This is a genomic window from Arthrobacter sp. Y3221114 (assembly GCF_059092625.1).
On the sequence record NZ_JBNHHW010000008.1, the window covers coordinates 160,477 to 186,425 of the forward strand.

At 67.7% G+C, this 25,949-nt stretch carries 25 protein-coding genes; 11 read left to right on the top strand and 14 right to left on the bottom strand.

Going from position 1 to position 25,949, the window contains the following annotated elements; translation table 11 throughout:
- Positions 1 to 72: 72 nt before the first annotated feature.
- From AC5RV3_RS16290 to AC5RV3_RS16300, 3 genes are all read right to left on the bottom strand, one after another.
- Positions 73 to 1,341, bottom strand: coding sequence for a DHA2 family efflux MFS transporter permease subunit (locus AC5RV3_RS16290; RefSeq protein ID WP_494122999.1), 1,269 nt, complete (start codon positions 1,339 to 1,341; stop codon positions 73 to 75).
- Positions 1,342 to 1,439: 98 nt separating this feature from the next.
- Entirely contained in the window at positions 1,440 to 1,919 is a 480-nt protein-coding gene (locus tag AC5RV3_RS16295; protein ID WP_494123000.1) for a MarR family winged helix-turn-helix transcriptional regulator, read from the bottom strand.
- A gap of 131 nt (positions 1,920 to 2,050) precedes the next feature.
- Positions 2,051 to 3,790, bottom strand: coding sequence for a CocE/NonD family hydrolase (locus AC5RV3_RS16300; RefSeq protein ID WP_494123001.1), 1,740 nt, complete (start codon positions 3,788 to 3,790; stop codon positions 2,051 to 2,053).
- Between the two features lie 232 nt (positions 3,791 to 4,022).
- Between AC5RV3_RS16300 and AC5RV3_RS16305 the strand changes: the two genes are divergently transcribed.
- Positions 4,023 to 4,964, top strand: coding sequence for an MBL fold metallo-hydrolase (locus tag AC5RV3_RS16305; RefSeq protein WP_494123002.1), 942 nt, complete (start codon positions 4,023 to 4,025; stop codon positions 4,962 to 4,964).
- Positions 4,965 to 5,041: 77 nt separating this feature from the next.
- Here AC5RV3_RS16305 and AC5RV3_RS16310 read toward each other — a convergent pair whose 3' ends face one another.
- The 5 genes from AC5RV3_RS16310 to AC5RV3_RS16330 all read right to left on the bottom strand — a co-directional run bounded on the left by AC5RV3_RS16310 (position 5,042) and on the right by AC5RV3_RS16330 (position 10,244).
- A complete protein-coding gene (locus tag AC5RV3_RS16310) occupies positions 5,042 to 5,968 on the bottom strand; it encodes an alpha/beta hydrolase (protein WP_494123003.1) in 927 nt (308 codons plus the stop codon).
- On the bottom strand, positions 5,965 to 7,086 hold the full coding sequence (locus tag AC5RV3_RS16315) for an FAD-dependent oxidoreductase (RefSeq protein ID WP_494123004.1): 1,122 nt from the start codon (positions 7,084 to 7,086) through the stop codon (positions 5,965 to 5,967). Before AC5RV3_RS16315 ends, AC5RV3_RS16310 begins: the two co-directional genes overlap by 4 nt.
- A gap of 133 nt (positions 7,087 to 7,219) precedes the next feature.
- Complete coding sequence (locus AC5RV3_RS16320; RefSeq protein WP_494123005.1) at positions 7,220 to 8,173, bottom strand: phosphotriesterase family protein; 954 nt, start codon at positions 8,171 to 8,173, stop codon at positions 7,220 to 7,222.
- Between the two features lie 48 nt (positions 8,174 to 8,221).
- Entirely contained in the window at positions 8,222 to 9,211 is a 990-nt protein-coding gene (locus tag AC5RV3_RS16325; RefSeq protein ID WP_494123006.1) for a phosphotriesterase family protein, read from the bottom strand.
- A gap of 289 nt (positions 9,212 to 9,500) precedes the next feature.
- Positions 9,501 to 10,244 (bottom strand): GntR family transcriptional regulator, encoded by a 744-nt coding sequence (locus AC5RV3_RS16330; protein ID WP_494123007.1) that lies wholly within the window; start codon positions 10,242 to 10,244, stop codon positions 9,501 to 9,503.
- A 148-nt stretch (positions 10,245 to 10,392) separates the two neighbouring features.
- Here AC5RV3_RS16330 and AC5RV3_RS16335 point away from each other — a divergent pair, with 148 nt between their 5' ends.
- Positions 10,393 to 10,635 (top strand): DUF2630 family protein, encoded by a 243-nt coding sequence (locus AC5RV3_RS16335; RefSeq protein ID WP_493988433.1) that lies wholly within the window; start codon positions 10,393 to 10,395, stop codon positions 10,633 to 10,635.
- 64 nt (positions 10,636 to 10,699) lie between these two features.
- Here AC5RV3_RS16335 and ku read toward each other — a convergent pair whose 3' ends face one another.
- Entirely contained in the window at positions 10,700 to 11,554 is an 855-nt protein-coding gene (gene ku / locus AC5RV3_RS16340) for a non-homologous end joining protein Ku (protein WP_494106982.1), read from the bottom strand.
- A gap of 82 nt (positions 11,555 to 11,636) precedes the next feature.
- Between ku and AC5RV3_RS16345 the strand changes: the two genes are divergently transcribed.
- The 5 genes from AC5RV3_RS16345 to AC5RV3_RS16365 all read left to right on the top strand — a co-directional run bounded on the left by AC5RV3_RS16345 (position 11,637) and on the right by AC5RV3_RS16365 (position 18,145).
- Complete coding sequence (locus AC5RV3_RS16345) at positions 11,637 to 14,306, top strand: ATP-dependent DNA ligase (RefSeq protein ID WP_494123008.1); 2,670 nt, start codon at positions 11,637 to 11,639, stop codon at positions 14,304 to 14,306.
- A gap of 134 nt (positions 14,307 to 14,440) precedes the next feature.
- Positions 14,441 to 15,520: a LacI family DNA-binding transcriptional regulator gene (locus tag AC5RV3_RS16350; RefSeq protein WP_493988436.1), complete on the top strand. Its 1,080-nt coding sequence runs from the start codon at positions 14,441 to 14,443 to the stop codon at positions 15,518 to 15,520.
- Between the two features lie 20 nt (positions 15,521 to 15,540).
- Complete coding sequence (locus tag AC5RV3_RS16355) at positions 15,541 to 16,326, top strand: alpha/beta hydrolase (protein WP_494123009.1); 786 nt, start codon at positions 15,541 to 15,543, stop codon at positions 16,324 to 16,326.
- Positions 16,327 to 16,366: 40 nt separating this feature from the next.
- Positions 16,367 to 17,281, top strand: a complete 915-nt coding sequence (locus tag AC5RV3_RS16360; protein WP_494110967.1) for a carbohydrate kinase family protein — start codon at positions 16,367 to 16,369, stop codon at positions 17,279 to 17,281.
- 39 nt (positions 17,282 to 17,320) lie between these two features.
- Positions 17,321 to 18,145, top strand: coding sequence for an HAD family hydrolase (locus tag AC5RV3_RS16365; RefSeq protein WP_494123010.1), 825 nt, complete (start codon positions 17,321 to 17,323; stop codon positions 18,143 to 18,145).
- A gap of 18 nt (positions 18,146 to 18,163) precedes the next feature.
- On the opposite strand, the gene AC5RV3_RS16370 is transcribed toward AC5RV3_RS16365, so the two are convergent.
- Positions 18,164 to 18,841 carry a hypothetical protein gene (locus tag AC5RV3_RS16370; protein WP_494123011.1) on the bottom strand — a complete coding sequence of 226 codons (678 nt, stop codon included), beginning with the start codon at positions 18,839 to 18,841 and terminating at the stop codon, positions 18,164 to 18,166.
- A 48-nt stretch (positions 18,842 to 18,889) separates the two neighbouring features.
- Between AC5RV3_RS16370 and AC5RV3_RS16375 the strand changes: the two genes are divergently transcribed.
- From AC5RV3_RS16375 to AC5RV3_RS16385, 3 genes are read left to right on the top strand one after another with little or no spacing between them, the layout of a single operon-like run.
- Complete coding sequence (locus tag AC5RV3_RS16375) at positions 18,890 to 19,693, top strand: glycerophosphodiester phosphodiesterase family protein (protein WP_494123012.1); 804 nt, start codon at positions 18,890 to 18,892, stop codon at positions 19,691 to 19,693.
- On the top strand, positions 19,690 to 20,811 hold the full coding sequence (locus tag AC5RV3_RS16380) for a glycerate kinase (RefSeq protein ID WP_494123013.1): 1,122 nt from the start codon (positions 19,690 to 19,692) through the stop codon (positions 20,809 to 20,811). Before AC5RV3_RS16375 ends, AC5RV3_RS16380 begins: the two co-directional genes overlap by 4 nt.
- 28 nt (positions 20,812 to 20,839) lie before the next feature.
- Positions 20,840 to 21,346 (top strand): hypothetical protein, encoded by a 507-nt coding sequence (locus AC5RV3_RS16385; RefSeq protein ID WP_494123014.1) that lies wholly within the window; start codon positions 20,840 to 20,842, stop codon positions 21,344 to 21,346.
- 117 nt (positions 21,347 to 21,463) lie between these two features.
- Here AC5RV3_RS16385 and AC5RV3_RS16390 read toward each other — a convergent pair whose 3' ends face one another.
- The 4 genes from AC5RV3_RS16390 to pgm all read right to left on the bottom strand — a co-directional run bounded on the left by AC5RV3_RS16390 (position 21,464) and on the right by pgm (position 25,301).
- Positions 21,464 to 21,715 carry a hypothetical protein gene (locus tag AC5RV3_RS16390; protein ID WP_494123015.1) on the bottom strand — a complete coding sequence of 84 codons (252 nt, stop codon included), beginning with the start codon at positions 21,713 to 21,715 and terminating at the stop codon, positions 21,464 to 21,466.
- 145 nt (positions 21,716 to 21,860) lie between these two features.
- On the bottom strand, positions 21,861 to 22,070 hold the full coding sequence (locus AC5RV3_RS16395; RefSeq protein ID WP_494110974.1) for a dodecin: 210 nt from the start codon (positions 22,068 to 22,070) through the stop codon (positions 21,861 to 21,863).
- Between the two features lie 138 nt (positions 22,071 to 22,208).
- A complete protein-coding gene (locus AC5RV3_RS16400; protein ID WP_494110975.1) occupies positions 22,209 to 23,534 on the bottom strand; it encodes a uracil-xanthine permease family protein in 1,326 nt (441 codons plus the stop codon).
- Positions 23,535 to 23,654: 120 nt separating this feature from the next.
- A complete protein-coding gene (gene pgm / locus AC5RV3_RS16405) occupies positions 23,655 to 25,301 on the bottom strand; it encodes a phosphoglucomutase (alpha-D-glucose-1,6-bisphosphate-dependent) (protein ID WP_494123016.1) in 1,647 nt (548 codons plus the stop codon).
- 227 nt (positions 25,302 to 25,528) lie between these two features.
- Between pgm and AC5RV3_RS16410 the strand changes: the two genes are divergently transcribed.
- The coding region (locus AC5RV3_RS16410; RefSeq protein ID WP_494123017.1) for a DUF4190 domain-containing protein at positions 25,529 to 25,949 on the top strand (421 nt) is incomplete at its 3' end.

Genomic DNA, 25,949 nt, shown 5'->3' on the forward strand with positions numbered 1-25,949 from the left:
CCGAGACAGAGGAAGCCGGCCATCCCATGGGGGTGGCCGGCTTCCTTTAGGGTGGGGGCGGTGCACCGGACCTTAGTGGTCGGAGTTTTCCTGCAGGCGCCGAACGAACGGAGCGCAGACGACGGCCACGAGGCCGAGGATGCCGCCGACCGTGAAGGCGACCCGGACGCCGTCGACCAGGGCCACATTCCCGGCGATGCCGCTGGCGGCTGCCGCCGCCGTACCGATGGTCATGGCGGCAATGAGAACCGCGGTACCGGCGGCGCCGGCCAACTGCTGCAGGGTGTTCATGATCGCGCTGCCATGGCCGTACTGCTCACGCGGCAGGGCGCCCAGGGCGACGGTCATCAGCGGGGTCATCAGCATGGCCATGCCGACGCAGAACACCGTATGGAAGACGACGATCGTCGTCACCGGGGTATCAATATGGACGCTGCCCAGCAGCCACTGGCCGCCGGCCAGCAGGAAGGCGCCGGGAATGACGATGGGCCGGGGGCCCACCTTGTCGTAGATACGGCCGACGATCGGGGAAACGATGCCTTGGATCAGGCCGCCGGGCAGGAGGGCCAGGCCGATGGTCAACGTGCTCAGGCCCATGCCGTTCTGCATGAAGATCGGCATCACCATAACCGTGCCCAGCATGGTGGCCATCGCGATCATCACGATGATGACCGAGATGCGGAAGTTGTGCACCTTGAACGGACGGAGGTCCAGCAGGTCCGACTCGGTCTTGCGCAGGGCACGCTGGCGCTGAATGAAAAGCACCAGGGCGACGGCACCCACAACCAGTGCCACGACCGGGGCCCAGGCGCCTTCCATCAGGTCGGCGATGGAGGAAAGTGCATAAACGATGCCGCCGAAGGCGAAGGCGGAGAGGATGACCGAAAGGACATCCAGCGGAGCCTTGCGCGTCTCCTTGCCGGTCTTGATGGCAATAACGCCGAAGAGGAAGACGATGATGGCCACCGGGACCATCAGGCCGAAGACCCAGCGCCACGTCAAGGAGTTGATGACGGCGCCCGAGAGGGTGGGACCGATGGCCGGAGCCACGGAGATGACCACGGAGTTGAGGCCCATGACGGTGCCGCGGTGCCGGACGGGCACGGAGGTGAGCGTGGTGGTCATCAGCAACGGCAGAATGATGGCCGTGCCGGCCGCCTGGACGATGCGCGCGATGAGCAGGACCGCGAACGTCGGGGCGATGGTTGCCAGCGCCGTGCCGGCGATGAAGAGCAGCATCGCACAGACGACAACGCGCTTGGGCGAGATCCTCTCGGGCTCCACGGCCTCTGCCGCCTCCACCTCTCCGGGCGGAATTTTCTCCTCTAGGACGTCTTTCATGGACACCTTTTCTGGTTGTTTGAGTTGCAGGCAGACCTGGGCCAGCTAATACTTACAAAAGTATAAGTATAGCGGCAAAAGAAAGCGCGCCCGACGGCTTACCGTTGGTCCGGCTCGTTGATCAGGGCCGCAAGGCGCTGGAGGGCGGGCAGGCTGGCGGCGATCTGATCCTGTTCCTCGGGGTGCAGCCTGGCTGCAGCCGCCCCGAGCGTTTCCGCCCACGCGGTTTCCAGCAGGATCATGATGCGCTGGGACTCGTCAGTGGGGTGCAGGGTCACATAGCGCTTGTCCGCCGCATCGCGGATCCGCGTCACCAGCCCGCGCGCTACCAGTTCGCGCAGTTGCGTACTCACGTTGCTGAACTGGCGGTCAAGCCTGGCAGCGACCTCGGCCACTGTTATTCCGGGGTGCGCTTCAATGACCCGCATGATGTCCACCATGCCGTTGGGCAGCAACGGGACGCCGGAATTCTCATGGGATTTTCGGCGGACATCGGAGGAGATGTCGATCAAGGCCACGGCCAGATCGCGGTTGTCCTCGACGACTTTCCGCGCCTTGCCGTGCTCCGTTGTTTCCATTCCATAAGCATAAGAGGCGCGGTAAGAACCTCCGGCCGTGATATTCAGGGTTGGCCGGTTCATCACGGCCGGAGGATGTCTCACGCTTCAGGTTGGGGAGGGGCCGGTCGGCAGCGGGTGCCGCCCGGGCCTCAGTTCGCCTGGTCTCCCGCCTTGCGGGCGGTGAACGGCAGGACCAGTCGGGACCGGTGTGCGGCGTCGCGGTAAATCTTGTGCGTCACCGGGCGTCCCACCGGGAGGTGGAAGGCGTCCGGGGGCAGCAGTGCGTTGTGCTCGTCGGCCAGCGGCTCGCCGTTGGAAAGTTCGGCGACCAGCCTGTGTCCCGGCTTGAAGGTGTTGGCAAACGGGTAGAGGCGCAGGACGTACTCCTCGATCTTCCCCGGCTCCACCGGTACGGCACGGGTGTGCGGGTGGATCGGGCTGCCCTCGCTGGTGCGCTCCTCATCGAGCTCGCGGTGCGAGGCCTTGAGGTAGCCGGTGGTGATCAGCCGGCGCCTGCCGTTCGGGGCGTAGTCCCACAGGCGCAGGATGAAGTTCGAGTCCGGCTGGTCGATCTCGGCGAAGATGTGCGCCGCGCCGGTGCCGATCATCTCCGTGTCCTCCTCGAACGGCCCGGTGCTCCAGCTGAGGATTTCCACCTTGTCGGTCACCGTCAGCGGCGCCTGGTAGAAGCCGTCCGGGGCCGCGTACTCCATGCCCATCAGCTCCGGCTCGGCGGACAGCTTGTGGCGCGGGCGCAGGTACAGGGACTTGTACTCGATCTCCTTCGGCGGCCACTGGTCCGCCTCGACGGTCTCGCGGGAACCTTCCACGAAAACGCTCACGGCCGGCTCGTCCATCACGCCGTTGTCGATGCCCTTGATCCAGTAGTCGTACCAGCGGAACATCTTGTCGTGCTCCTCGATGAAGGGGCGCGACTGCATGGGCGGGTAGGGGCCGATGGTCAGCTTCTTGGGTCCCTTGAGCGAGTTGTACAGCTCGATGGTGCCGTCCATGGTCCAGCCGCGCCCCTGGTCGATCTGCAGCCAGACCGGGATGTCGATGTTCGGGGCGAGCGTGATCGGGTTGCGCTCCTCGTACCATTCGCCGTCCAGCTCATTCATGACAATGTCGAACCAGGCTTCGTGGTTCTTGGGGTAATGCAGCACGTGGACGAGGTTCGGCCAGGCGGCGACATCAGGGTCCTCAAGGCGCTTGGCGACCAGCTTCTTGAGCTCCTCGGGGGAGTACTTTTCGATCATGCGGGACTTGACGTTGTCAGTGAAGGCCCAGCCCGAGTCTCCGCCTCGGCCTTCGCGGGCGGCACGGGGCATAAACCACATGATGCCGCCGTGGTAGGTGGTTTCGTAGAAGTCGTAGTGGCCGCCGCTGACGAAAATCGCCTTCAGGTGGGGCGGGCGTTCGGCCGCAGCCAACACCTGCATGGAGCCGAAGTAGGAGATGCCGACCATGCCGACGTTGCCGTCGCACCACGGCTGTTCGGCGACCCATTCGATGAAGTCGTACGCGTCCTGGCCCAGCGAGACGCCACCGGCGTTGTAGTTGCCGATGTGTTCGCCGCCGGAGTCACCGGAGCCGCGCAGGTCGCCGATGACGTGGACGTAGTCCTCCTTGACGATCCGGGCGATGTCGCCGGCCTCGATGCAGCCGTCCCACATCGGACTCGGACGCCGCTGCGGGGGAGTGGTCAGCGCCAGCGCCTGCAGCTCCTTGCCGTACGGGCTCAGGGCCACCAGTGCCGGCCGGGGCTTGTCCTCAAGGCCCTGGTAGGTGTCCGCGGCCAGCTCGACGCCGTCGCGCATCGGGATCCGCAGGTCCTTGCGGATCTTGATCGTCTCCCCACCGGCATTCCACGTCGTGAAATCAGTCATGAGTGTGCACTTCCTTGTCAACGTTCGAGTGCCAGGCATCCCGCTGGCCGACTCGCTCTCCAGAGCGTGACTCGATCATATTATTATAATAAAGCGCAAGCCAAGAGACGATGAGGTCGAAACGGGCCCCGGCCTGCAACCCCGTAAGGCCGGCCGCGGAAGGGCAGAGGTCCCGCGCAGCGGCGCCGTACCATCAGGACCGTGAACGGGTCCCGGAGCTGAGGAGAGAACAATGACGCAAGAAGTGACAATCCATCCGCTGGTCTCGCCGTGGGGCCGCTTCGGCCTCTACAGCTTCTTCATCGACGCGCCCGAGCCGGCCATCGTCGACACGGGCATCACCACGTCACCGGCCGAGGGCATGGTGCCGGAGCTGCAGAAGCTGGGCCGGCGCATCGAGGACGTCAAGTGGATCCTGCTGACCCACGGCCACATCGACCACCTCGGGGGTGCCCACGCCCTCTGGGAGCTCACCGGCCGGAAGGCAAAGGTTGCCATCCACCACGCGGACGCCCCGTTGCTGCGCTCCCGGCAGGCGCACGTGCAGAACTACGTCGACGTCCGCCAGCGATACCTAAACAATCCGAACGCCATCGAGGAGCAGGTGAGGGCAGCCGGGCATGCCATCTCGGGCGAGATGGAGCCGGACATGCTCCTGGAGGGCGGCGAAACCCTCAGCCTCGGCTCAGATGTCACCGTCTCCGTGCATCACATCCCCGGTCACACCGCCGGCTCCGTGGCCTACGTGGTGGACGGGCAGAACGCCGTGTTTGTCGGCGACTCAGTCCAGGTCCACGGTGCCGCCAACCATTTCCCGGGTTATGAGGACCCGGATGCCTACCGGGCCAGCCTCCGGTACCTGCGCGACGAGATCCGTCCCGAGCGCCTGTACCTTGGCCACCCCTACCGCAACACCGAGGGTGTGCCGTTCGACATCGGGATGGACGGCACCGCGGCCCGGCAGGCCCTGCAGGAGAGCCTGGATATCGAGGCCCGGGTCCGCGATGCGGCCCGCCGATCGTTGGAGGGCGGCCTGCAGGAGACCGGCTCGCCCTATTCGCCGTTTGCCTCGGTGGCCGAGGAGCTCGGCTATACCGGGGATCCGTCGCTGGAGCCCTCGCCGTTCTTCACCACGCTGCACGGCTACCGCAAGCTGTACGGCAAGAACGCCTGACGGGCTACCGCACCAAAACAACGACGGCGGCGCGCACCCTTGGGTGCGCGCCGCGGATGCGTGTGGGGCGGGCGGGGTCAGCCCCGGTTCAGGAACCCGCCCGCCTCCTGGTAGGCCCGGTACATTTCCGGGATCCAGAAAAAGTTCTGGATGAACCCGTGGTTGGCGCCCGCGTAGCGGCTGACGGTGGTGTCCACGCCGGCGTCCTTCAGGCGCTGGCCGTAGAGCTCGCCCTCGTCACGCAGCGGATCGTACTCCGCGGTGATGATCAGTGCCTTCGGCAGGCCGGCGAGGTTCTCGCGCTTGATCGGGGAGACCAGCGGATCGGCCGGGTCCGCGCCGCTTTCAAGATAGAAGGAGTTCCACGGCGCCAGGGCCGGCGTCTCCAGGCCATAGCCGGTGGCGTTCTCCCGCAGCGAGGCGTAGCGGTCCTCGTCGAAGTCCAGGTCCAGCGAGGGGTAGAACAGGATCTGGTGCGTGATCCGATCGAAGCCCTCGTCGTGGGCCATCGCCGTCACCGCGGCCACGAAGTTTGCCCCGGAGCTGTCGCCGGCCAACGCCAGGTTCTTTCCGTCCCAGGCCAGGCTCCCGCCCTGCTCGGCGGCCCATCGGACCACCCCGTAGCACTCCTGCAGGCTGGTCGGGAAGGCGGCCTCCGGTGCCAGCTGATAGCCGACGGAGATGACTTTGTGGCCGCTCTCCTTCGCCAGCGCCCGCGCGACGTGGTCGTGCGTCTCGAGGCTTCCGGAGAAGAACGCGCCGCCGTGGAAGTACACCAGCAGTCCGTAGGACGCGGCCTCGGCCGGGGTATAGATCCGCACCGGGACCTCGCCCGCCGCAGTGGCCGCAACGGTGTCCTCGACGGCGGTCAGTGGCAGCCGCTCCTCCAGCGGCGTGACGAACTCCAGGTCGCCCGCGCGCTTGGCCTCGGGGTCCGGCCGCGTGCCGTGGTCGAACGGCGGCAGCGTGGCGAGGAGTTTGCCGATCTCGGGATGGATGGTCACTCGACACCCGCCCCCTTCTCGAAGGACGTGGTCTCCGGGAAGGAGTCACCGATGTCGAAGGGCTTGCGGGAGATGTCCTGCAGCACGTCGGTGATGGGCTTGCGCTTGGCCTGGTAGGTGCGCAGGGCCTCCTGCAGGTCGGAGCCATCCTTGATGGCGTCGGCCAGCCAGGCAGCGTCCTGCATGGCCGAGTTCGCACCCTGGCCCTGGTGGTGCAGCATGGCGTGCGCGGCATCGCCCACCAGGGCAACGCTATCGGTGTGCCAGTTTGGCTGCTTGTCGATGTCGTAGACGCCGCGGTTGGTCATCGAGGCGATGTCCAGTTCCTGGCCGATCTTCTGCAGGCGTTCGTCGAAGCCCTCCAGCAGCGCTGCGACGTACTCGTGCGTGACCTCCGGTGCCCAGGCGGTGTCGTCGCTCGGTGCGGTGATGTCGAAGGACACCTGGTTGCGGTGGCGCAGCGGCAGGAAGTACACGGTAGTGCCGTTCTGGCCGACGTAGACGCGGAAGTTGTCGTTCTCCACCAGGCCGTAGGCAGCGTCGGCGGAGATGACGGCGCGCATGGCAATGGTGTGGGAGAACACCGGCTGGACTTCACCGAAGATCTGGTTGCGGACGCTGGACCGGATGCCGTCGGCGCCCACCACCAGATCGGCGGTAACCTCGACGCCGTTCTCGAACTTCACGGTGGCGGAGTTGCCGTGATCGGCGATGCTGATCATCTTGTGGCCGATGTGCACGCGCTCGGACGGCAGGAGGCGCAGGAGGGTCTCGATGACGTCCCCGCGGTGGACCATGCGGCAGTGGTTGACCTGGGCGTACTCGTTGATGCCCGGCCACGGGTCGCGGGCGATGAGCTCGCCGTTGGCCTGATAAACCTCGATGGCCTCGGAGGGAGCGGAGACCTTCTCGAACTCTTCGAACACGCCCCACTTGCGCAGTACCTCGACGGTCGGCGGGCGCAGGCCGATGCCGGCTCCTACTTCACCAAGCTCGGGGGCCTGCTCGTAGACGTGCACGTCGGCGCCGAGCTGCAGCAGTGCCAGGGCAGCGGAAGCGCCGGCGTAGCCGCCGCCCACAACGGCAACCTTCAGGTTCTGGATGTCGGAAGTCTGCATTGTTCTGTGTTCCTTCACTGGACGCCGGTGCTGGCGTCCTCGGGGTGAATGGGTTGGGTTGGGATCCGCCGCCGCCGCCGTCGTCGTAGGCGGCAGCGGAGCCGGCGCGTGGCGCCGGATGGAGTGATGCGGGTCAGGCCTTGATGGAGAGGAAATCGGCCGGGTTGTCCTCGAGGAGGAGCTTGATGGTGGCGTCGTCGATGCCGGCGGCGCGCATGTCCGGGATCATGTCGTCGAAGATGTAGTTGATGGTGTGGCCCTTCACGCCCGGCCAGCCCAGCGGGCTGCAGTTGGCGTCGGCCGAGACGAGTAGCTTGTCCGCGTAGCCCTTGTTCACGAGCTTGACGAAGTGCTCCATGCGCTCGGCGCGTTTGCGGCCCCAGAACGGCGGGTCGGGCAATTCGAGGTCGTAGCCGAAGGTGTCGAAGCCGATGCGGCCGCCCTGCTCGTAAATCCAGTCGTGTGGCGTGATCGGGGCGTTCAAGCCGTCGTCGGCGTGGCCGAAGAGGACGCGATCCAAGGCAAGGCCCTCTTCGTTGAAGATGTTCACGGCGGGCTCGGGGTCGATGGCCAGATGCGTGAGGATCGGCACGCCGGTGAGGACGGCGGCGCGGGCGGCGGCGCGGTAGATCCGCTTGTCGAGTTCGGTCATCTTGCCGCCGCGGCTCACGCCGACCTTGATGACGCCGGCCTTGGCGCCCGTGTTGCCGATCCCCACGGTGATCTCGTGGATGAACACCTTCGCCAGGTAGTCCACCGACGCCCGCGCGAAGTGCGGCAGGGCGGTGTCGCCGCCGACGAAGCCGGTGCAGGCCACGATATGCACGCCGGTCTTGGCGGAGAGGGACTTGTAGTAGTCGACGTCGCGCCCGTTGCAGATGCCGGTGGCGTCCACGAAGGTGCCGCCGCCGTTCTCGCGGAATTGGCGCAGCTTCGGCACGGTTTCCTCGTAGGCCTGCTCCGGGGACTTCCACCATCTCGTGTCGAGTTCGGAGCCGGGCATGCCGTAGCCGATGTGTTCGTGGACTGCCACGATTTCCAGTTCTTCAGCCGGGATGGTTCCCAGCACGGTGTTGACCTTGGTCATTCCTTCACCTCAGGAGTTTCGAAAGCTTGTTGATGGCGGCCGCGGTGCTCAGCGCACAGTCAGCAGGTTGCGCGGATTGTCCACCAGGATGCGGCGGGCGTCGTCGTCGCCCAGGCCCAGTGATTTCAGGAAGGGGACGAAGGTGGCCAGGACGTGGCTGAAGGGCAGGTCGTAGTCCGGCTGTCCCTTGGCCACGCCGATCGCGTTGGACGAGAGGATGACGTTGTCCGTGTGGCCGGCCTTGACCAGCTCGAGCACCAGTCCGGCCCGCTCGCGGTCGGTGAGGTAGTCGCCGTCGTCGTCCAGGCCCACGTGGTCCAGGCCCACGAACGCGCCGCGGCGGGCCACCTCAAGGGCGGCGCCGGCGGCCGCGGCGTCCCGGCGGTCGAGGCCGCCCACGAGCACCCGCCCGGACGGCAGTTTCTCGTCGAGGACGACGTCGAGGTCGCGCAGGGCGTCGGCGCCGTAGCGGATGGAGACCGGGATGCCGGTGGCCAGGGCGGTCCGGGCCGCACCGCGGAACAGGCTCTCGTCGGTGGGAGTCATGCCCTCGCGGGTGGCGGTGGTGGTGACCAGTCCGGCGGCCCCGCGGCGTTCGACCCGCGGGACGACCATGCCCTCGCTGACTTCCTTGGAGAAGAGGTCGGCGAACTTTTCGGCCGGCCACGGCGTGGGCGGGTTGGTCTGCGGGGTGAGGAAGTAGCCGCCGAGCATTTCCTCCGGACCCATGCCCGTGGACGCGATGATGTGCACTCCGGTCGAGCGCGAGAGCGCCTCGAACAGCTTCACGTCGCGGCCGTGGAACATGCCGGTGCTGTCCACGATGGTGGTGCCGCCGTGCTCGCGGAAGTCCGTGAGCTTGGCGGCCAGGACCTCGAAGATCTCCGCCCGGTCCATGCTGATGTCCGGGGCGTACTGGGCTCCCGGGACCACCGAGAGCAGGGCCTCGTGGACCGCGACCACACCCAGTTCATGGGCGGGAACGGGGCCAAGAACAGTGTTGGCCGTCTGGTGGGGGGTTGTCGTTGTATCCGTCATTGGCACAACCTTTCGTCTGACGCCACGCCAAGGCCGGCGTCACGCGGGGAAGGATCATGCACCGCGACCTCTGGATTCATTCCTCGCCGAAACCGGTGCAGGCGGTAGTAAACGAAGGAGGCAGTCCATCGCGAGGCCTGGCGTCCCGCTAAGGGCCCGGCCTCACGCTGATGTGACCTTGATTACCTGTCAACTAGGTTTACACGATGTCATGTCAAAGTCAAGGCAATCGAGCGGAAAACATCGCTGGTTGGGGATTGGGAAAGCGGATGGATTCCCGCACGGCCGTCTACTGGCTGGTGCTGAACCGGTACTTGAATTTCTCTGCCTGATGCACCGCGGAGCGCCAGCCGGCGGGCAGGTCGCCCGTGGTGAAGAAGATTGTCTCGATGACGAGCAAGGGGCTCCCCAGGCCCACCCCGAAGGTCGCCGCCTGTTCGGCAGTGGCCGCAGTTGCCCAGGCTTCGTGTTCGGCGCGAACGTGCTCGATGCCGAACTCTTTCTTGAGAAGCTCGAAGGCGGAGCCAGCGCGTTCCAGTTCCGCGGCCGTGGGGCTGAAGTCTTCCGGCGCCCGAATGTAGACGTCGGCTTCGACCAGAGGCTCATCCTCGACCGAGATCAGGCGAGTGAAATGCAGGAGCCGTTCGTGCGCTTCGAGCGCCAGGAGGTCCCGGATCCGGCCAGGCGGTTGCACCCGCTCGATGCCGGCGACTTTCCCCGTAGGATGCAGTCCGCTCTCGGCGAGGTACTGGTAGAGGGCCCCCGAGCGCACGTCGGCCGGGCGCTGGACCCTGGTGCCGACGACGGGGAACGTCCCCTTGCCTTGTTTCCTGTAGATGTACCCCTCGCTGGCAAGCTCCTGGAGTGCCTGCCGGATGGGCGCCCGGCTGACCTCGAATCGGCTGAGCAACTGCGCCTCGGTCATGGGCTTCCGGGGATCCGCGATCCCCTCGGTTATTTCCCGGCGCAGGATTTCCCTAATCTGCCGATACAGGGGTACCCCGGACGAGGTGTCGAGCTCGCCATATGCCATGAGTCTTCTGTTCCTCCACGTCGCTGGTCACCGGGTTTGCCCTGCAGGAAGTCAACCACAGAACGCAATCCGTTGAGGAGGCGGCTGCCCTAGCCCGCGGGTAGCGCGCGAAGTAGCCTGAGGTGACTACCGCCAGGAGGGACGTGCCATGGACCAGGACATCCAGCAGTACATCAGCGCGCTGGTCGAGAAGGAACAACAGCTGCGCGACTCCGCGCCGGAGGAGCCGGACAAGGCCGCCGCCCGCGCCGCCGAGCTGCGCCGCCTGGAGGAGCAGTTGGACCAGTGCTGGGACTTGCTGCGCCAGCGCCGGGCCAAGCGCAAGGCGGGCGAGGACCCGGGCGAAGCAGAAACCCGGCCGGTTGGGGAAGTGGAAAACTACCGGCAGTAGCCGCGGCGAACGGCGGGGGAGCAGCACCTGCCCCGCCCCGCCGTCGTGCCGCACCGATGGCGCGTCAGGCGCCCTTTGACGCCTCGGATTTGGAGCCGGACTTCTTCTTGGACGAGCTGCCGGCGGAAGACTTGGCCTCCCGGTTCTTCTCGACGCTGCGGCGCAGCGCCTCCATCAGGTCCAGGACCTTGCCGCCTTCTTCCTCTTCGTCCGTGCCGAAGGTCTTTTCCGTGTCCAGCGCCTCGCCCTGCTCCAGCTTCGCCTCGATCAGGGTCCGCAGCTGTTCCTGGTATTCGTCGGTGTAGTCGCCGGGCGTGAAGTCGGAGGAGAACGACTCCACCAGGGCGGCGGACATCTCTTTCTCTTTCGCGGAGATCCGCACGGTTTCTTCCAGCGACGGGAAACTGGCCTCCCGCACCTCGTCCTCCCACAGCAGGGTCTGCAGCATCAGCACCTTGCCGCGCACACGCAGTGCCGCCAGCCGGGTCTTCTGCCGCAGCGCGAACTGCACGATGGCCGTCCGGTCCGTTTCTTCCAGGGTCCGCCGGAGCAGGACGTAGGCCTTGGTGGACTTCGAATCCGGCTCCAGATAGTAGCTGCGGTCGAACATGATCGGATCGATCTGGTCGCTCGGGACGAACTCCACCACTTCGATTTCGCGGCTCTTTTCGACCGGCAGGGACTTGAAATCCTCGTCGGTGATCACCACGGTGTGCTCACCGTCGTCGTAGGCCTTGTCGATGTTCTGGTAGTCGATGGTCTTGCCGCAGACCTCGCACCGGCGCTGGTAGCGGATGCGCCCGCCATCCTTGTCATGGACCTGGTGCAGGCTCACGTCGTGGTCTTCGGTGGCGCTGTAGAGCTTGACGGGAACGTTGACCAGCCCGAACGCCACCGCGCCTTTCCAGATGGCTCTCATGCCACTAGTGAACACCCGCGGGCGGTACAAAGCCAGAGGCGGGGCCCTAGCCAAGCGGCCACCCGGCGGACAGACTGGCGGTATGGCCAGCCAGAAATCCAGCCAGAAGGAGACCGTAGCCGTTGACGGACGCCGGCTCAGGCTGACGAATTTGGACAAGGTGCTGTACCCGGAAACCGGGACCACCAAGGCGGACGTTATCGCCTACTATTCCGAGATCGCCGAATTCCTCGTTCCGCATGCGGCGGACCGGCCGGTCACGCGCAAACGCTGGGTCCACGGCGTCGGGACGGCGCAGGAACCGGGCGAGGTGTTTTTCCAGAAGAACCTGGACAAGTCCGCGCCGGATTGGGTCATGCGGCACACCATCGAGCACAAGAGCAACACCAATGTGTACCCGCTGGCGAATGACCGGGCCACCCTGACGTGGCTGGCGCAGATTGCGGCCCTGGAAATCCACGTTCCGCAGTGGAAGTTCGGCCCGCGCGGCAAGATTAACAATCCCGACCGGATGGTGCTGGATCTGGACCCGGGGGAAGGGGCCGGGCTGGCGGAGTGCGTTGAAGTGGCCTTCTTGATCAAAGACATCCTGGAGGGGATGGGGCTCGACCCGCGGCCGGTAACCTCCGGTTCCAAGGGCATCCACCTGTACGCCGGGCTGGACGGCAAGCAGACCTCGGAGGACGTTAGCCAGGTGGCGCACGAGCTGGCCCGCCTGCTGGAGGCCGACCATCCGGACCTCGTGGTCAGCGACATGAAGAAGTCGCTGCGCACGGGCAAGGTGCTGGTCGACTGGAGCCAGAACAACTGGGCCAAGACCACGATTGCCCCGTACTCGCTGCGCGGCCGGCCGCACCCCACCGTGGCGGTACCTCGAACCTGGGCCGAGCTGGAAGACCCCAACCTGGCGCACCTCGATTTCCGCGAGGTGCTGGAGCGCGTCAAGGAGATGGGCGACCCGCTGGCCGGCATGGCGGGAGGCACCGCGGACGAGCAGTCGTTGCAGGAAGCTGCGGAGCCGGACACCGACGGCAGGGACGGCGGCAGCCGGACCGCCGCGGAGAACGACGGCGGCGCGCGGGGTTCCGTGAAAAGCAGCGAGGGGAACGGTGCGGCAAAAAAAAGCCGCCCGGACAAGCCGGAGCCGGAGTCGGACCGGCTTAGCGTGTACCGTTCGATGCGCGACCCGGACCGTACGCCCGAACCGGTGCCCGCGGCGATCGAGCCGCGGGAGTCGGACGATGAACCGGTTTTCGTCATCCAGGAACACCACGCACGCCGACTGCACTACGACGTCCGGCTGGAGCACGACGGGGTGATGGTGTCGTGGGCCGTGCCCAAGGGACCGCCGGTCTCGACCGGCAAGAACCACCTGGCCGTGCACACCGAGGACCACCCCATGGAATACGCCACCTTCGAGGGCACCATCCCCAAGGGCGAATACGGCGCCGGGGTGATGACGATCTGGGACAGCGGCACCTACGAAGTGGAGAAGTGGCGCGAGGGCAAGGAAGTCATCATCGTGCTGCACGGGCGCGCCGACGGCGGCCTGGCCAACGACGGCGGCCCCTCCGGTGCGCGTCGGTACGCCTTGATCCGTACCGGCGGCGAGGACGGCAAGGACAATTGGCTGATGCACCTGATGAAGGACCAGCCGCGTCCTGCCGCCGGGACAGCGCAGGACGGCGGGTCCGGGCGCCAGGCCAAGCCGGCAGCCGGCACCACGGTGAAGCCGGAGGACGCCGGCTCCGCGGGCCGGGACGCCGGGCCGCCGCAACCGGTGAAACCGATGCTGGCCGTCCAGGGCACCGAGGCCTCCATCGACGAGGACGAGGGCTGGGCCTACGAAATGAAGTGGGACGGAATCCGGGCCGTCGCCGTCGTTGCCGACGGGGACGTGCAACTTGTCAGCCGCAACGGCAACGACCTGACCAAGACCTACCCGGAACTGGCGGACCTGCCCGACCATGTCCTGGCCCAAACCGCGGTGCTGGACGGCGAGATCGTCGCCCTCGATGCCAAAGGGCGGCCGGATTTCGGCCGCCTGCAGAACCGCATGAACCTCACCAGGAAAGCAGACATCGAGCGCGCGGCCGCGAAATATCCGGTGGAGTACTTCCTCTTCGATTTGCTGGAACTGGACGGAACATCGACACTTGGGCTGGAATACACCCAACGGCGGGAAATCCTCAAGGAAGCGGTGGAAACGCCGGACGACGGACACATCCAGGTGCCGCCGGAGCTGGACGCCAGCGTGGCGGAAGCAGTCGCAGCCAGCCGGGAGGTCGGTCTGGAAGGCATCATCGCCAAACGCACGGACAGCAACTACGCGCCGGGCCTACGGACGAGGAGTTGGATCAAGATCAAGAACCAGCTGACGCAGGAAGTGGTCATTGTGGGCTGGCGGCCGGGCAAAGGCTCGCGCGCCCGCAAGGTCGGCTCGCTGCTGGTGGCCGTGCCCGACGGCGTGGAGCTGAGCTACCTCGGCCGCGTCGGTTCCGGCCTGACGGAGCGCGAACTGGCCGAGATCGGTTCACGGCTGAAGAAGATGTCACGCAAGACCCCGCCGCTGGAGGGCGTGCCGTCGGCCGACGCCTCCGACGCGCACTGGGTGCGGCCCGCGCTCGTCGGCGAGGTCCAGTTCAGCGAACGCACCGGATCCGGAAAGCTTCGCCACCCGGTCTGGCGGGGCTTCCGGCCGGACAAGAAGCCGTCGGATGTCGTGGTCGAAATCCCGCAACTTGAGGCCTGACGCGCGGAGCTGCCGCTCAAAAATTTTTACCCTACCCCTATCATTCTGCCGATGAATCGTTAGTCTTTACCAAGGGGAACTTCTGGGGGGAAGTTTCGGGGGATGTTTCTTGGGGAAGAAGGCAGAACCGCATCATGGGGAGTTCATTTAAGCCGACTATTCGCGACGTTGCCGAGCGGGCCGGAGTCTCGCTGGCAACAGTCTCATACGTCTTGTCCGGCCGGCACGGGGGTTCAACGAGGATCAGCGAGCCGACCAAGGCCCGCGTAATCGAGGCGGCCAAGTCGCTGGGATATGTGCCCAACCACGCCGCCCGGGGCATGCGCCGCGGGCGGACGGACACCGTGGCCGTCGTGGTGGAAAACCTGGATTCGGCCTGGGACCGGCAGCTGGCGGAGGTTGCAAACCGCGTGCTGCCGGAGCACGGGTACCGGGTGGTGGTCCTGCTGGGCCAGGAGGCCTGGCGGAACTTCATGCTCTCCGGCGGCGCGGACGGGGCCATCTTGGGTTTCAGCACGGAAACGCCCGAGGAAGACCACACCCTGCGCGATCTCGCCGACCGGGGCGTGGCGCAGGTGGTCGTGTCGCAGTTCCTGCAGCCTGACGGCTTCGACGTGCTGTCAGTGGACGCAGAGGTCGGCATCGCCGAGGCGGCAGCGTATCTTGCTGCCAGGCACCGCCGCATCGCCGTGCTGCACCGGGGCGGGCCCGCTCCGGGCCCCCGGGGTACCCGGCTGGGATTGTTCCGGCAGGCGATGGCCGACCTCGGTGCAGAGCTGGACGAGAACCTGATACGTGCAACGCATGGGTCCTGGCGTGAATCCTATGAGGAGACCGGCGCGCTGCTGAAGTTGGCCGATCCGCCCACTGCGTTCTTCACGACGGCAGACCTGGAGGCCCTGTGCGTTTCCGGTTCCGCTACCGCGGCCGGACTCCGGATCCCGGAGGAGATGGAAATCATCGGCGTGGACACCTCGGATCTGGGGCACCACTCCGACCCGCCGCTGAGCTCGGTAGGGCCCGAGCCGCTGGTGGGCACCGTGGTGGACCTGCTGATCGACCGGCTGGAGGGGCGCGCCTCCGCCGGCGGGCGCCTGGTGCCGGCGCCGTGGAAGCTGAACCACCGCGGGACAACCGTGGCGGGGATGCCCGGCGAAGGCAACGCGGAAGGCTCGGACGAGGTGGAAGACAGCGTCTCCAACGGGGCGCCGTAGCAGCGGGCTAAAGTGCAGGGATGGAGTGTACCCGGCACAGCTACGGCCCGGATCCCAGCCAGTATGCGGAGCTGTACATGCCCGCCCGGCGCCGGCACGCCGCCGTCGTCGTCATTATCCACGGCGGGTACTGGCGCGCCGCCTATGGTGCCGAACTCGGACGCCCGCTGGCCCGGGACCTCGCCGGCCGCGGCTGGGTTTGTTGGAATGTCGAATACCGGCGCGTAGGCAACGGCGGCGGCTGGCCGGAGACATTCGACGACGTTGCCTCCGGCATCGACCTGCTCGCCGATGTGGCGCAAGAGTCGGGATTCGCGCGCGAGCGCGTGGTGGGGCTCGGCCATTCGGCCGGGGGCCAACTGGCGGTGTGGGCCGCCGGACGGGGCCGGTTGCCGTCGGAGGCCTCCGGCCTGCGGGTGCCCGGCGCGGCCCCGCGGGTGGAGTTCGACGCGGTGCTCAGCCAGTCCGGGGTACTGGATGTGGCGCGCGCCCACGAGCTGCGCGTGAGCGACGGTGCGGTCGAAAACCTGCTCGGTCGGCCGGAGGGTGTGGACGCAGATGGGGCGGATCCCTACCGGCTCGCCGATCCCATGCGGAACGTGCCGTTGCCGGTCCCCGTCTACGCCTTCCACGCCGACCAGGACGCCGACGTGCCGAGGGAGCTGTCCGGGAACTATGTCGCCGCCGCCCGCTCTGCCGGCGGGACGGCCGAACTGGTGCCCGTTCCCGGGGACCACTATGCGCTGATCGATCCTGCTTCTGCTGCGTTTGCACGCATCCGCGGGGTGCTGGCCCGCCTGGGCTGAGCCGGTGCCGCAACCGTCGGCGCTCTGCTACGTTGGCACTGTGCTCACGGTCATAGGCGAAGCGCTGGTGGACGTAGTCCGCTCCGACACGAGGCCGCCGCGCATGCATGTCGGGGGCAGCCCGATGAACGTGGCGGTGGGCCTGGCCCGGTTGGGCCACCCGGTCCAGTTCGTCGGCCGGTACGGCAAGGACCAGTTCGGGGACCTGGTACACGGCCATCTGCGCCGCAACTCCGTGCTGGTGCCGTTGGGTCCGGATGCGTCGCCGACCAGCACCGCCACCGCCACCCTGGACCCCACCGGTGCGGCCCATTACTCTTTCGACCTGCTCTGGGAACTGCCGGAACTCGACAAGGCCCGGCCCCGGCTGCTCGACGAGACGGTTTGGCTGCACACCGGCTCCGTCGCCACCATGCTGGAGCCGGGCGCCCACACCGTTTTCAGGACCGTCCAGCGGGCCCATCCGCGGGCCCTGGTCAGCTACGACCCGAACTGCCGGCCTACGCTGATCACCGACCGGGACTTCGCCCGGCGGCAGGCCGAAAAGTTCGTAGTGCTGGCCGACGTGGTCAAAGCCTCCGATGAAGACCTTCGGTGGCTGTACCCGGACCGTGCCGTCGAGGACACGGCCCGCGCGTGGTTGAAGCAGGGGCCGGCCGCCGTGGTGGTCACGCACGGGGCGAAGGGCAGTTGGGGAGCGGTCCGTGCCGGGACGGCCAAGGTCGCGGCACCGGCGGCCGTGGTCGTTGACAGCGTGGGCGCCGGCGACGCGTATATGTCGGGGCTGCTCGATGCGCTGCTGAACGCAGGGTTCTCCGGCTCCGCCCGGCGCGAGAAGCTGCGGGACATGGCATCCTCCACCCTCGAAGACGTGATGGCGCACGCTGCCCGGGCGGCGGCGGTCACGGTATCCCGGGCAGGGGCGAATCCGCCCCGCCGCGACGAGCTGGGCTAGCGCCCCCTCCGCCGCCGGCCAGACTCCTAGACTGGTGCAATGCGCCTTATCGCCAGCGACCTCGACGGGACCATCATCGGCCGGGACGGCAAAATCAGCCCCCGCACCGTCCGGGCGTTCCGCAGCGCCGCGGCCGCGGGAGTTGAGATCGTGTTCGTGACCGGCCGGCCACCGCGCTGGCTGACTCCGCTGGCCGAACAGATCGGCCACCGCGGCCGGGTGATCTGCTCCAACGGCGCCGTGGTCTACGACCTGGTGTCCGAGCGCGTGCTCTCGGCGCAGACGCTGCCCTACGCGAACATCCTCGAGGTGCGCCGAATCATCCTCGGCCTGCATCCGGCGGTGACGTTCGCGGCGGAAACCACCGAGGGTTTCCTGCTGGAACCGAACTTCCTGCAGCCCGGCTCGGTGGAACTTCTGGACGGCACTGCGTCCGAACTGCTGCCGGAAAGCCTGCGCGGCACCGACTCGGTCGTGAAACTGCTGGCCCGCGGCACGGACATCGACCCCGACGACTTCTTGGCCGAGGTGGCCCCGGCGGTGGGGCATCTGGCCGCGGTGACGCATTCCGCCCCCGGCAACCCGCTGCTGGAAATGGCGCGGCCGGGACTCAACAAAGCGGTGACCCTGGCCGAGTACGCCGGTTCCTTGGGCATTGGTCCCCAGGACGTGGTGGCCTTCGGCGACATGCCGAACGACATCGAGATGCTGCGGTGGGCAGGGGCCGGCTACGCCATGGCCTCGGGCCACCGCACCGCCCTGGAAGCAGCTCCGTTCCGCGCCCCGGCGTTTGCCGAGGACGGCGTCGCCCAGGTGATCGAGGAACGGCTGGCGGGCCGGCGGCAGGCACCGCAAGGGGCGTGACCGCTGCCCGGGCCCGGCTCAGGAGCCTTGCACCGCTCCGGCAGGCGCCGCTTGGCGCCGGGTTTCCGGACGCTCGGCCAGGTACCGGCGGGCAAACCAGCTGGGGCCCACGCTCCGGTTCCGCCGGGGCGGATCCACGTCCGCAACGATCAGCTCCTCATACGGGCCGGCCTCGGCCGCAACTCCCGTGTCCGGCGCGGCGATGAAGCTGCGGCCCGGCCCGCTCCAGGCCACCGCCGGAGCGGATGCCCCGCGGAGGGCCAGTGCACGGAACCAGCAGTCCCGCCCGCTACTGCCGCCGGGCACCAAGAGCAGTTGTGCGCCGTCGTCGGAGACCGCCCGGCGGGACCTGCCGGTGCCCGGAGCGACCGCGCCGGCGTCGTCCTCCGTAGCCAGGCCGATGAGCAGCCCGTCCAGCGGGACGACCGCGGCAGCGTCGGTGCAGGCTTGGAGGTCGCCGGTCGCGTCGAACAGCCAGAGTTCGGCGCTGTTGCCCTCGCCGATGGCGCCGGCCGCCACTGCGACCCGATGCCGCGCCGCGAGCCTGCCCAGCTCGCGGCGGAAGTCCGGGGCGAACCCCGCGGGCAGCACCAGCAGCTGCGCACCCAGCCCGGCGGCCTGTTCCAGCCAGCGCCGGCATCGCACCCGCGCCCCATCGCCGCGTAGCCCGGCAGCCTGCACCACGGCTAGACGCATCGGTTCCTCCTCATCGGCGGTCGTGGCGGGGCCGGTAGAGTACCGACTGTGAGCAGCGCCAGCCCGTACCTCAATCCTACGTTTCCCGGTTCCGGGCAGGGCCGGCCCCTGGCCATGTCCCACCGGGGTTTCTCGTTGGACGGGCGGGAGAACTCGATGGCTGCGTTCCGCGCGGCGGTCGGTCTCGGCTACGCCTACCTGGAGACCGACGTCCGGTCCACCCGCGATGGCGTGCTGGTGGCCTTCCACGACCCGACGCTGGAGCGTACCACCGACGGCCGCGGGGAACTGGCGGCGCACACGGCCGGCCAGCTGGCGCAGGTGCGGATTTCCGGCGAGCCGATCCCCACGTTCGAGGAGTTGCTGGCAGCCTGGCCCGACGTGAACCTCAACGTGGATGTCAAGGACATGGCGGCCGCCGACGAATTGGCCCGATTGATCGAAGCCTACGACGCGCACGACCGGGTGCTGGTGGCATCCTTTTCCGACCGGCGCCGCCTCCGCGTGCTGCGTGGGCTGAGCCGCCCCGTGGCCGGCTCCGGCGGCTTATATGCAACGTTGGCAATATACCTGTTGAGGTATGTAGGTTTGGCCGGCTGGTTGGCGCGGCTGGCCCGGGTGCACGCGGTGCAGGTGCCGGTGAAGTACGGTCCGTTTGCAGTGGTCACGCCGGGGTTCGTGCGGCGCTGCCATCGCGCCGGCCTGCAGGTGCACGTGTGGACCATCAATGATCGCGCAGAGATGGAACGGTTGCTCGCACTGGGAGTTGATGGAATAGTCTCCGACCGCGCGGATATTCTGGCCGAAGTGATGGCTGAGCGCGGCAGTTGGCCGCAGAGGGAGTCTGCATGAAGGTCTTGATTGCACCGGACAAGTTCAAGGGAACCTTGTCGGCTGCCGAGGCGGCTGCCGCAATGGCCGAAGGTGTGCTGCGGGTCTACCCGGACGCCCACGTGCAGCTGCTCCCGGTGGCCGACGGCGGAGAGGGCACCTTGGAGGCGGCCCTCGCTGCCGGTGCCACCGAGCACAGCGAGCGCGTAGTTGGTCCGCTGGCGCGTGAAGTCACCGCATCCTGGGCCCTGCTGGAGCGGCCGGACGGCAAGACTGCCGTCATCGAAACCGCGCGGGCGTCAGGATTGCTTCTCACCGAGCCCAGCGTGCAGTCGGCGCTCACGGCCCATTCCTACGGGTGCGGCCAGCTGATTGAAGCGGCGCTGAATGCCGGCGCCACCGAGATTGTGCTGGGGGCCGGCGGCTCCGCCATGACCGACGGCGGGTCCGGCGCCCTCCGCGCACTCGGCCTGAAGATCCTCACTGGCGGCGGCGCCGAAGTCCTGCTCGGCGGCGCCGCCCTGGCGACCGCGGACCACTTGGACACCTCCGGCGTGGACCCGCGCTTGGCGGAGACCGTGCTCCGGGTGGCAGCCGACGTCTCGAATCCGCTGTACGGCCCCGACGGGGCGGCGCACGCTTTCGGTGAACAGAAGGGCGCCGACGCGGTCTCGCGGCGGTTGCTCGACGAGGCGCTGCAGCGGTGGGCCCAGCTGCTGCTGAAGGCAACCGGCCGCGACGTGAACGTGGCGGGCGCCGGCGCGGCAGGCGGCTTCCCGTCCGGTTTCATGGCGCTGGCCGGTGTGCGGCTGGAGCGGGGTTTCGACGTCGTCGCCGATCTGGTGGGGCTTGAGGCTGCCTTGGCGGATACAGACCTGGTGCTGACCGGCGAGGGGACGCTGGATCGGCAGTCTGAATTCGGAAAAGCGCCGCTCGGCGTCGCCGGGCGTGCCCAGGCACGGGGCATCCCCGCCGTCGTCGTTGCCGGGCAGATCGATCTGGCGCCGGACCAGTTGGCCGAACACGGCGTGCACGCGGCCGCCAGTGTGGTCGAGGCGGCAGGCAGCCGGGAACAGGCTATGGCCCAGGCCGCGCGCTATGTCACGTTGGCCACGCAGCAGGCTCTCGAAGGGGCTTGAGCCCGAGGACCACGCCTATCATGAGGGCATGAGCAGTACCGTCGTCCCGCCGCCCTCGGCCGTCCGCCAAGGCTTTCTCCGCACCCTGGTCCTGTGGCTAGCTCTTCCGATGGCGGTGCTGGTGCCGCTGTGGGTGGTGGCCGGACGGGTGCTGTTTGGCATCGGCGGCCAGATGGTGCTCTGGCTGGGCATCAGCCTGGGCCCGGTGCTGCTGGTCCTGCTGTTGCTGACCGGCGTGAAGCTGATTGAGGCCGCGCGCCGGGGCGTGCTGCTCCCGGTGCGGGCCGCCGTGGTGCCGGCGCTGGCCTGGCTGCTGGCGCTCGCCTTCGGTTTCACCGTACCGGACTTCGGCGGCGGCGCCGGAGGGGGCGCGTCCATCATGTCGCTGCTGGCCGGCCCGTCCGCCCTGGGAATGTCCACCGCGCTGTGCAACCCGTGCGGGATCATCGCCGTCGGGCTGGCCATAGCGGCCACGGTCCTTGCCTACCGCGCCGCGGGCAGTGCCCGGCGCGGCAGCACTGGCGACGGCGCCTGACGGCCACCGGGGCTGTTCGGCCGGCGACCGCCAGGACGGCAGCCAGCCCCGGCCGGCGCACCGCCGGCCGGTTGGCCCGGCGACTACGGATGCGGCGGTGGCGCTGCCGCGGCCGTGCTACTCGGTTGGGGCGGAGGGGGGAACGAAGCCGTCCTGTCCGGGTTCGTTCTCGTACTCCGGGTCCTCGCTTTGGCGGTATTCGCCGTCCGGGCTCAGGCCGGGTACCTGCTGCCCTGCATTGAGCAGGCTGGAGGTGAAATGCTCACCGTCGAACTTCGCGGCAGAGTCGTTCTCCGGCCCCGGGACGCCGATGTCGTCGCGCAGATGCTCGTCGTCGGGCAATTTGTCTTCATCACGTTGCTGGCTCATGGGTCAAGCACACCACCACATCCACCCCGGCACAATGGGGGAGGGCAGCCCGCGGCGACGGGCGGGCCCGTCCGCCGTGCCCCGCCGGATGCAGGTCCCGCCCGCCTTGTCCGCCGGACGCCTGGCGGCAGCCAGTCCGCCGCGGTCAGCTTTCGTGGCGGAAACCGAGCTTGATGGTCACCTGCCAGTCGGCGACCCTGCCTTCGCTGAGGTGGCCGCGGACGGACTTTACTTCAAACCAGTCGAGGTTGCGCAGCGTCTTGGAGGCTTCGGCGATGGCATTGGTAACCGCGGCATCGATCCCGTCGGGGGACGTACCCACAATTTCCGTGACGTTGTAGACGTGGTTGGCCATGCTTTCCTCCTCGTGACATCCCCCGGACCGGACGCCGCGGGAGCGATGCCTGCAACGCTAGCCCCACGGGTCCCCACGGTCTAGGGCGCGGCGGTCCTGGGCCCGGCCGCGCAAACAGGTGGCTGCCGTGCGGGTTGATCAGCCGAGCTTGGACGGCCTGACGCCCTGGTCTTCCACGGAATCCACGGGCTCGGTGTGGCGCCAGCGGGCCACCGCACTCATGCCGTGGAAAATCAGCAGTGCCGCTGCCGATCCCAGCGCGATGCCTTCGAACTGGAGTTCGCCCACCGTCCATTTGAAGTTGGCAATGCCGATCACCAGGGCAACCCCGGCCACGGAGAGGTTGATGGGGTTGGCGAAGTTCACCCGGTTCTGGACCCAGATCCTCACCCCGAGGATGCCGATCATGCCGTAGAGGACGACGCCGGCACCGCCCAGGACTCCGACCGGAACGGTGGCGATGGCGGCTCCAAACTTCGGGAGCAAGCTCAACAGGACGGCGACGATGCCAGCCACCCAGTATGCGGCGGTGGAGTAGACCTTGGAGGCAGCCATCACGCCGATGTTCTCGGCGTAGGTGGTGGTGCCGGAGCCGCCGCCGCTGCCGGCCAGCACGGTCGCCAGTCCGTCTGCCATCAGTGCGCGGCCAGTCACGGGGTCAAGATCCTGCCCGGTCATCGCGGACACGGACTTCACGTGGCCGATGTTCTCTGCCACCAGTACCAACACCACGGGGAGGAACAGCCCGATCAAGGAGATGTGGAATTCGGGCGCGTGGAACTCGGGCAGACCGATCCAGGCCGCGTCATTGATCTTGGAAAAATCCACCTCGCCCCGCAGGATGGCCACCACGTAGCCGACCAGCACGCCTATCAGGATGGACAGCCTGCCCAGCAGCCCGCGGAACAACACCGTGACGAGCAGGATGGCGACGACGGTGACCAGCGCCGTCACGGGCCCCTTCTCGAAGTTCTGCTTGGCGGCCGGCGCCAGGTTGAGCCCGATCAGCGCCACGATGGCGCCGGTGACCACCGGCGGCATCACCACGTTGATCCAGCGCGTGCCGGCTTTGTGCACAAGCGCGCCGATCAGGAAGAGCAAGGCACCGGCCATGATGAGGCCGCCGAGCGCTCCGCCCATTCCGTGCTGGTTCATGGCGGCGCCGATCGGGGCGATGAACGCGAAGCTGGAGCCCAGGTAACTGGGCACCCTGCCTGCCGTGATGATCAGGAACAGGATCGTGCCCACTCCGGAGAACAGCAGCGTGGTGGATGGCGGGAATCCGGTCAGCAGCGGAACCAGGAAAGTGGCGCCGAACATGGCGACCACATGCTGGGCCCCGACGCCGATGGTGCGCGGCCAGGTGAGCCGCTCCTGGGGTCCGACTACCGTGCCCGGTGAAATGTTCTTGCCGTCGCCATGCACGGCCCAACGGAACGGGGAAGACTTTGCAGGCGTGCTCATGGTGGGCCTCTTCGGGGGAGTCAGCGGGAAAATGTCCGGGAGACATCCTACCGCCGGAACAGCGGTACCGTGTCGTGCTGACCGTTCGCAGCCGCGGCGGGGGCCGCCCGTGGCACGATGTCAGGCGATGACGGCGTCCACGATCGCCTTGGCCTCCGCCTGCACCTGCACCAGATGGTCTTGGCCACGGAAGGATTCGGCGTAGATCTTGTAGACGTCTTCCGTGCCCGATGGCCGGGCCGCGAACCACGCGTTGTCGGTGGTGACCTTGAGCCCGCCTATCGGTGCGCCGTTGCCGGGCGCTTCGGTGAGCTTGGCGGTAATCGCCTCGCCGGCCAGTTCCGTGGCGGTCACGTCGGCGGCGGAGAGTTTCGCCAGCGCTGCCTTCTGCTCCCGGGTCGCCGCCGCGTCGATCCGTGCGTACGACGGCGCCCCGAACTTCTCGGTCAGCCCTGCATAGAGTTCGGACGGCGAGTTTCCGGTCACGGCCATGATTTCGGAGGCCAGCAGCGCCAGCAGGATGCCGTCCTTGTCCGTGGACCACGGCTTGCCGTCGAACCGGACGAAGGAGGCCCCGGCCGACTCCTCGCCACCGAAAACGCCTTCGCCGGAGAGCAGTCCGGGCACGAACCACTTGAAGCCGACGGGAACTTCCACCAGCTGCCGGCCCAGGCCGGCCGCCACCCGGTCGATCATCGAGGAGGACACCAGCGTCTTGCCCACGGACGCACCGGCCGGCCAGTCCGGCCGGTGCCTGTAGAGATAGTCGATGGCCACGGCAAGGTAGTGGTTGGGGTTCATCAGCCCGGCATCAGGGGTGACGATTCCATGGCGGTCCGCATCGGCGTCGTTGCCGGTGGCAATGTCGAAGTCGGCGCCGCCACCGCGCACGGCGTCGATCAGCGAGGCCATCGCCGACGGCGACGAGCAATCCATCCGGATCTTCTCGTCCCAGTCCAGGGTCATGAACGCCCATTGCGGGTCCACCGCCGGGTTGACCACGGTCAGGTCCAGACGGTGCCGCTCGGCGATGGCGGCCCAGTAGTCCACCGAGGCCCCGCCCATCGGGTCGGCGCCAATCCGCACGCCGGCGGAACGGATGGCGTCCAGGTCCAGCACCTGCGGCAGGTCGTCCACATACGCGCCCAGGAAGTCGTAAGTCCCGATGGCCCCCGAGAACCGGGCTTGCCCCACTGTCATCCGCTTGACCCCGCGCAGGCCGGCCTCCAGCAGTTCGTTGGCGCGGGCGGCAATCCACCCGGTGGCATCCGAGTCCGCGGGGCCGCCGTGCGGCGGGTTGTACTTGAAGCCGCCGTCGCCGGGCGGGTTGTGCGAGGGTGTGATCACGATCCCGTCGGCTTGGGCATCCGGATGGGCGGCGTTGTGGGTGAGGATCGCGTGGCTGACCGCCGGCGTCGGGGTCCACCCGGTGCGGGAATCGACCAGCGCCGAGACGCCGTTTCCGGCCAGTACCTCGAGGGCGGTGTCCTGGGCCGGGTCCGAGAGGGAATGCGTGTCCTTCCCGACGAACAGCGGTCCGGCGATGCCCTGCCCCGCGCGATACTCCACGATCGCCTGCGTGATGGCGGCAATGTGGTCCTCGTTGAAGGACGCCTTCAGGCTGGAGCCGCGGTGCCCGGAGGTACCGAAAACCACGCGCTGGGACGGGTCGGCCGGATCGGGCTTGACGTCGAGGTACGCGTCGCGCAAGGCGGTCAGGTCAACAAGGTCGCTGGGAAGGGCCACTGTGCCCGCACGGTTTGCCATGCCTCCAGCATGCCAAAAAACCACGGATCCGTGGCGGTTCCGTGACGGATCCGACCCAATGGCCGTCGATCTTCCCGCGCGCCTAGACTGGAAGCAGCACCGCAGCTGCGCGCAGCAGCGAATCAATCCCAGGGGGAATCAACATTATGTCCGGCACGGAGAATAGGCCGCCTTTCAACGATCCGAAGCACCCGGGGTGGTACACGGATCCCAACGCAGGCCAAGCCTTGCCCCAGCCGCCGTCGCTGCCCGAAGCGGCGAACCCGTACTCGTACCAGCCGGGCCCCGGCGCGCAGCCGTACACCGGCCAGCAGCCGTACGGCGGACCGGACTACAACCAGCCGATGTACTACACGCCGCAGGCCGAGCCGAAGGGCCTGAGCATTGCGGCGCTGGTGCTGGGCATCGTCTCCGTGGTGACGTTCGGCTTCATGCTGGTCCCGCAGGTTTTGGCCATCGTGTTCGGCCACATCGCGCTGGGCAAGGAGCGTGCCGGCCGTACCCTCGCGCTGGCTGGCCTGATCATGGGCTACGCGGTCACCGGCATCTGGTGCCTCTTCCACCGGCTCGGCCAAGCGCCACGCCGTGGAGCAGGATGTTCTGGTCAAGAAGGCCTTCGAACGCCGCTAAGTAAGATGGTGGGCGGGG

Excerpts from the sequence above, each read along its gene's own strand:
- AC5RV3_RS16290 (WP_494122999.1), bottom strand. The coding sequence starts at position 1,341 with ATGAAAGACGTCCTAGAGGAGAAAATTCCGCCCGGAGAGGTGGAGGCG.
- AC5RV3_RS16295 (WP_494123000.1), bottom strand. The coding sequence starts at position 1,919 with ATGGAAACAACGGAGCACGGCAAGGCGCGGAAAGTCGTCGAGGACAAC.
- AC5RV3_RS16300 (WP_494123001.1), bottom strand. The coding sequence starts at position 3,790 with ATGACTGATTTCACGACGTGGAATGCCGGTGGGGAGACGATCAAGATC.
- AC5RV3_RS16305 (WP_494123002.1), top strand. The coding sequence starts at position 4,023 with ATGACGCAAGAAGTGACAATCCATCCGCTGGTCTCGCCGTGGGGCCGC.
- AC5RV3_RS16315 (WP_494123004.1), bottom strand. The coding sequence starts at position 7,086 with ATGCAGACTTCCGACATCCAGAACCTGAAGGTTGCCGTTGTGGGCGGC.
- AC5RV3_RS16320 (WP_494123005.1), bottom strand. The coding sequence starts at position 8,173 with ATGACCAAGGTCAACACCGTGCTGGGAACCATCCCGGCTGAAGAACTG.
- AC5RV3_RS16325 (WP_494123006.1), bottom strand. The coding sequence starts at position 9,211 with ATGACGGATACAACGACAACCCCCCACCAGACGGCCAACACTGTTCTT.
- AC5RV3_RS16330 (WP_494123007.1), bottom strand. The coding sequence starts at position 10,244 with ATGGCATATGGCGAGCTCGACACCTCGTCCGGGGTACCCCTGTATCGG.
- AC5RV3_RS16335 (WP_493988433.1), top strand. The coding sequence starts at position 10,393 with ATGGACCAGGACATCCAGCAGTACATCAGCGCGCTGGTCGAGAAGGAA.
- ku (WP_494106982.1), bottom strand. The coding sequence starts at position 11,554 with ATGAGAGCCATCTGGAAAGGCGCGGTGGCGTTCGGGCTGGTCAACGTT.
- AC5RV3_RS16345 (WP_494123008.1), top strand. The coding sequence starts at position 11,637 with ATGGCCAGCCAGAAATCCAGCCAGAAGGAGACCGTAGCCGTTGACGGA.
- AC5RV3_RS16350 (WP_493988436.1), top strand. The coding sequence starts at position 14,441 with ATGGGGAGTTCATTTAAGCCGACTATTCGCGACGTTGCCGAGCGGGCC.
- AC5RV3_RS16355 (WP_494123009.1), top strand. The coding sequence starts at position 15,541 with ATGGAGTGTACCCGGCACAGCTACGGCCCGGATCCCAGCCAGTATGCG.
- AC5RV3_RS16365 (WP_494123010.1), top strand. The coding sequence starts at position 17,321 with ATGCGCCTTATCGCCAGCGACCTCGACGGGACCATCATCGGCCGGGAC.
- AC5RV3_RS16370 (WP_494123011.1), bottom strand. The coding sequence starts at position 18,841 with ATGCGTCTAGCCGTGGTGCAGGCTGCCGGGCTACGCGGCGATGGGGCG.
- AC5RV3_RS16380 (WP_494123013.1), top strand. The coding sequence starts at position 19,690 with ATGAAGGTCTTGATTGCACCGGACAAGTTCAAGGGAACCTTGTCGGCT.
- AC5RV3_RS16385 (WP_494123014.1), top strand. The coding sequence starts at position 20,840 with ATGAGCAGTACCGTCGTCCCGCCGCCCTCGGCCGTCCGCCAAGGCTTT.
- AC5RV3_RS16390 (WP_494123015.1), bottom strand. The coding sequence starts at position 21,715 with ATGAGCCAGCAACGTGATGAAGACAAATTGCCCGACGACGAGCATCTG.
- AC5RV3_RS16395 (WP_494110974.1), bottom strand. The coding sequence starts at position 22,070 with ATGGCCAACCACGTCTACAACGTCACGGAAATTGTGGGTACGTCCCCC.
- AC5RV3_RS16400 (WP_494110975.1), bottom strand. The coding sequence starts at position 23,534 with ATGAGCACGCCTGCAAAGTCTTCCCCGTTCCGTTGGGCCGTGCATGGC.
- pgm (WP_494123016.1), bottom strand. The coding sequence starts at position 25,301 with ATGGCAAACCGTGCGGGCACAGTGGCCCTTCCCAGCGACCTTGTTGAC.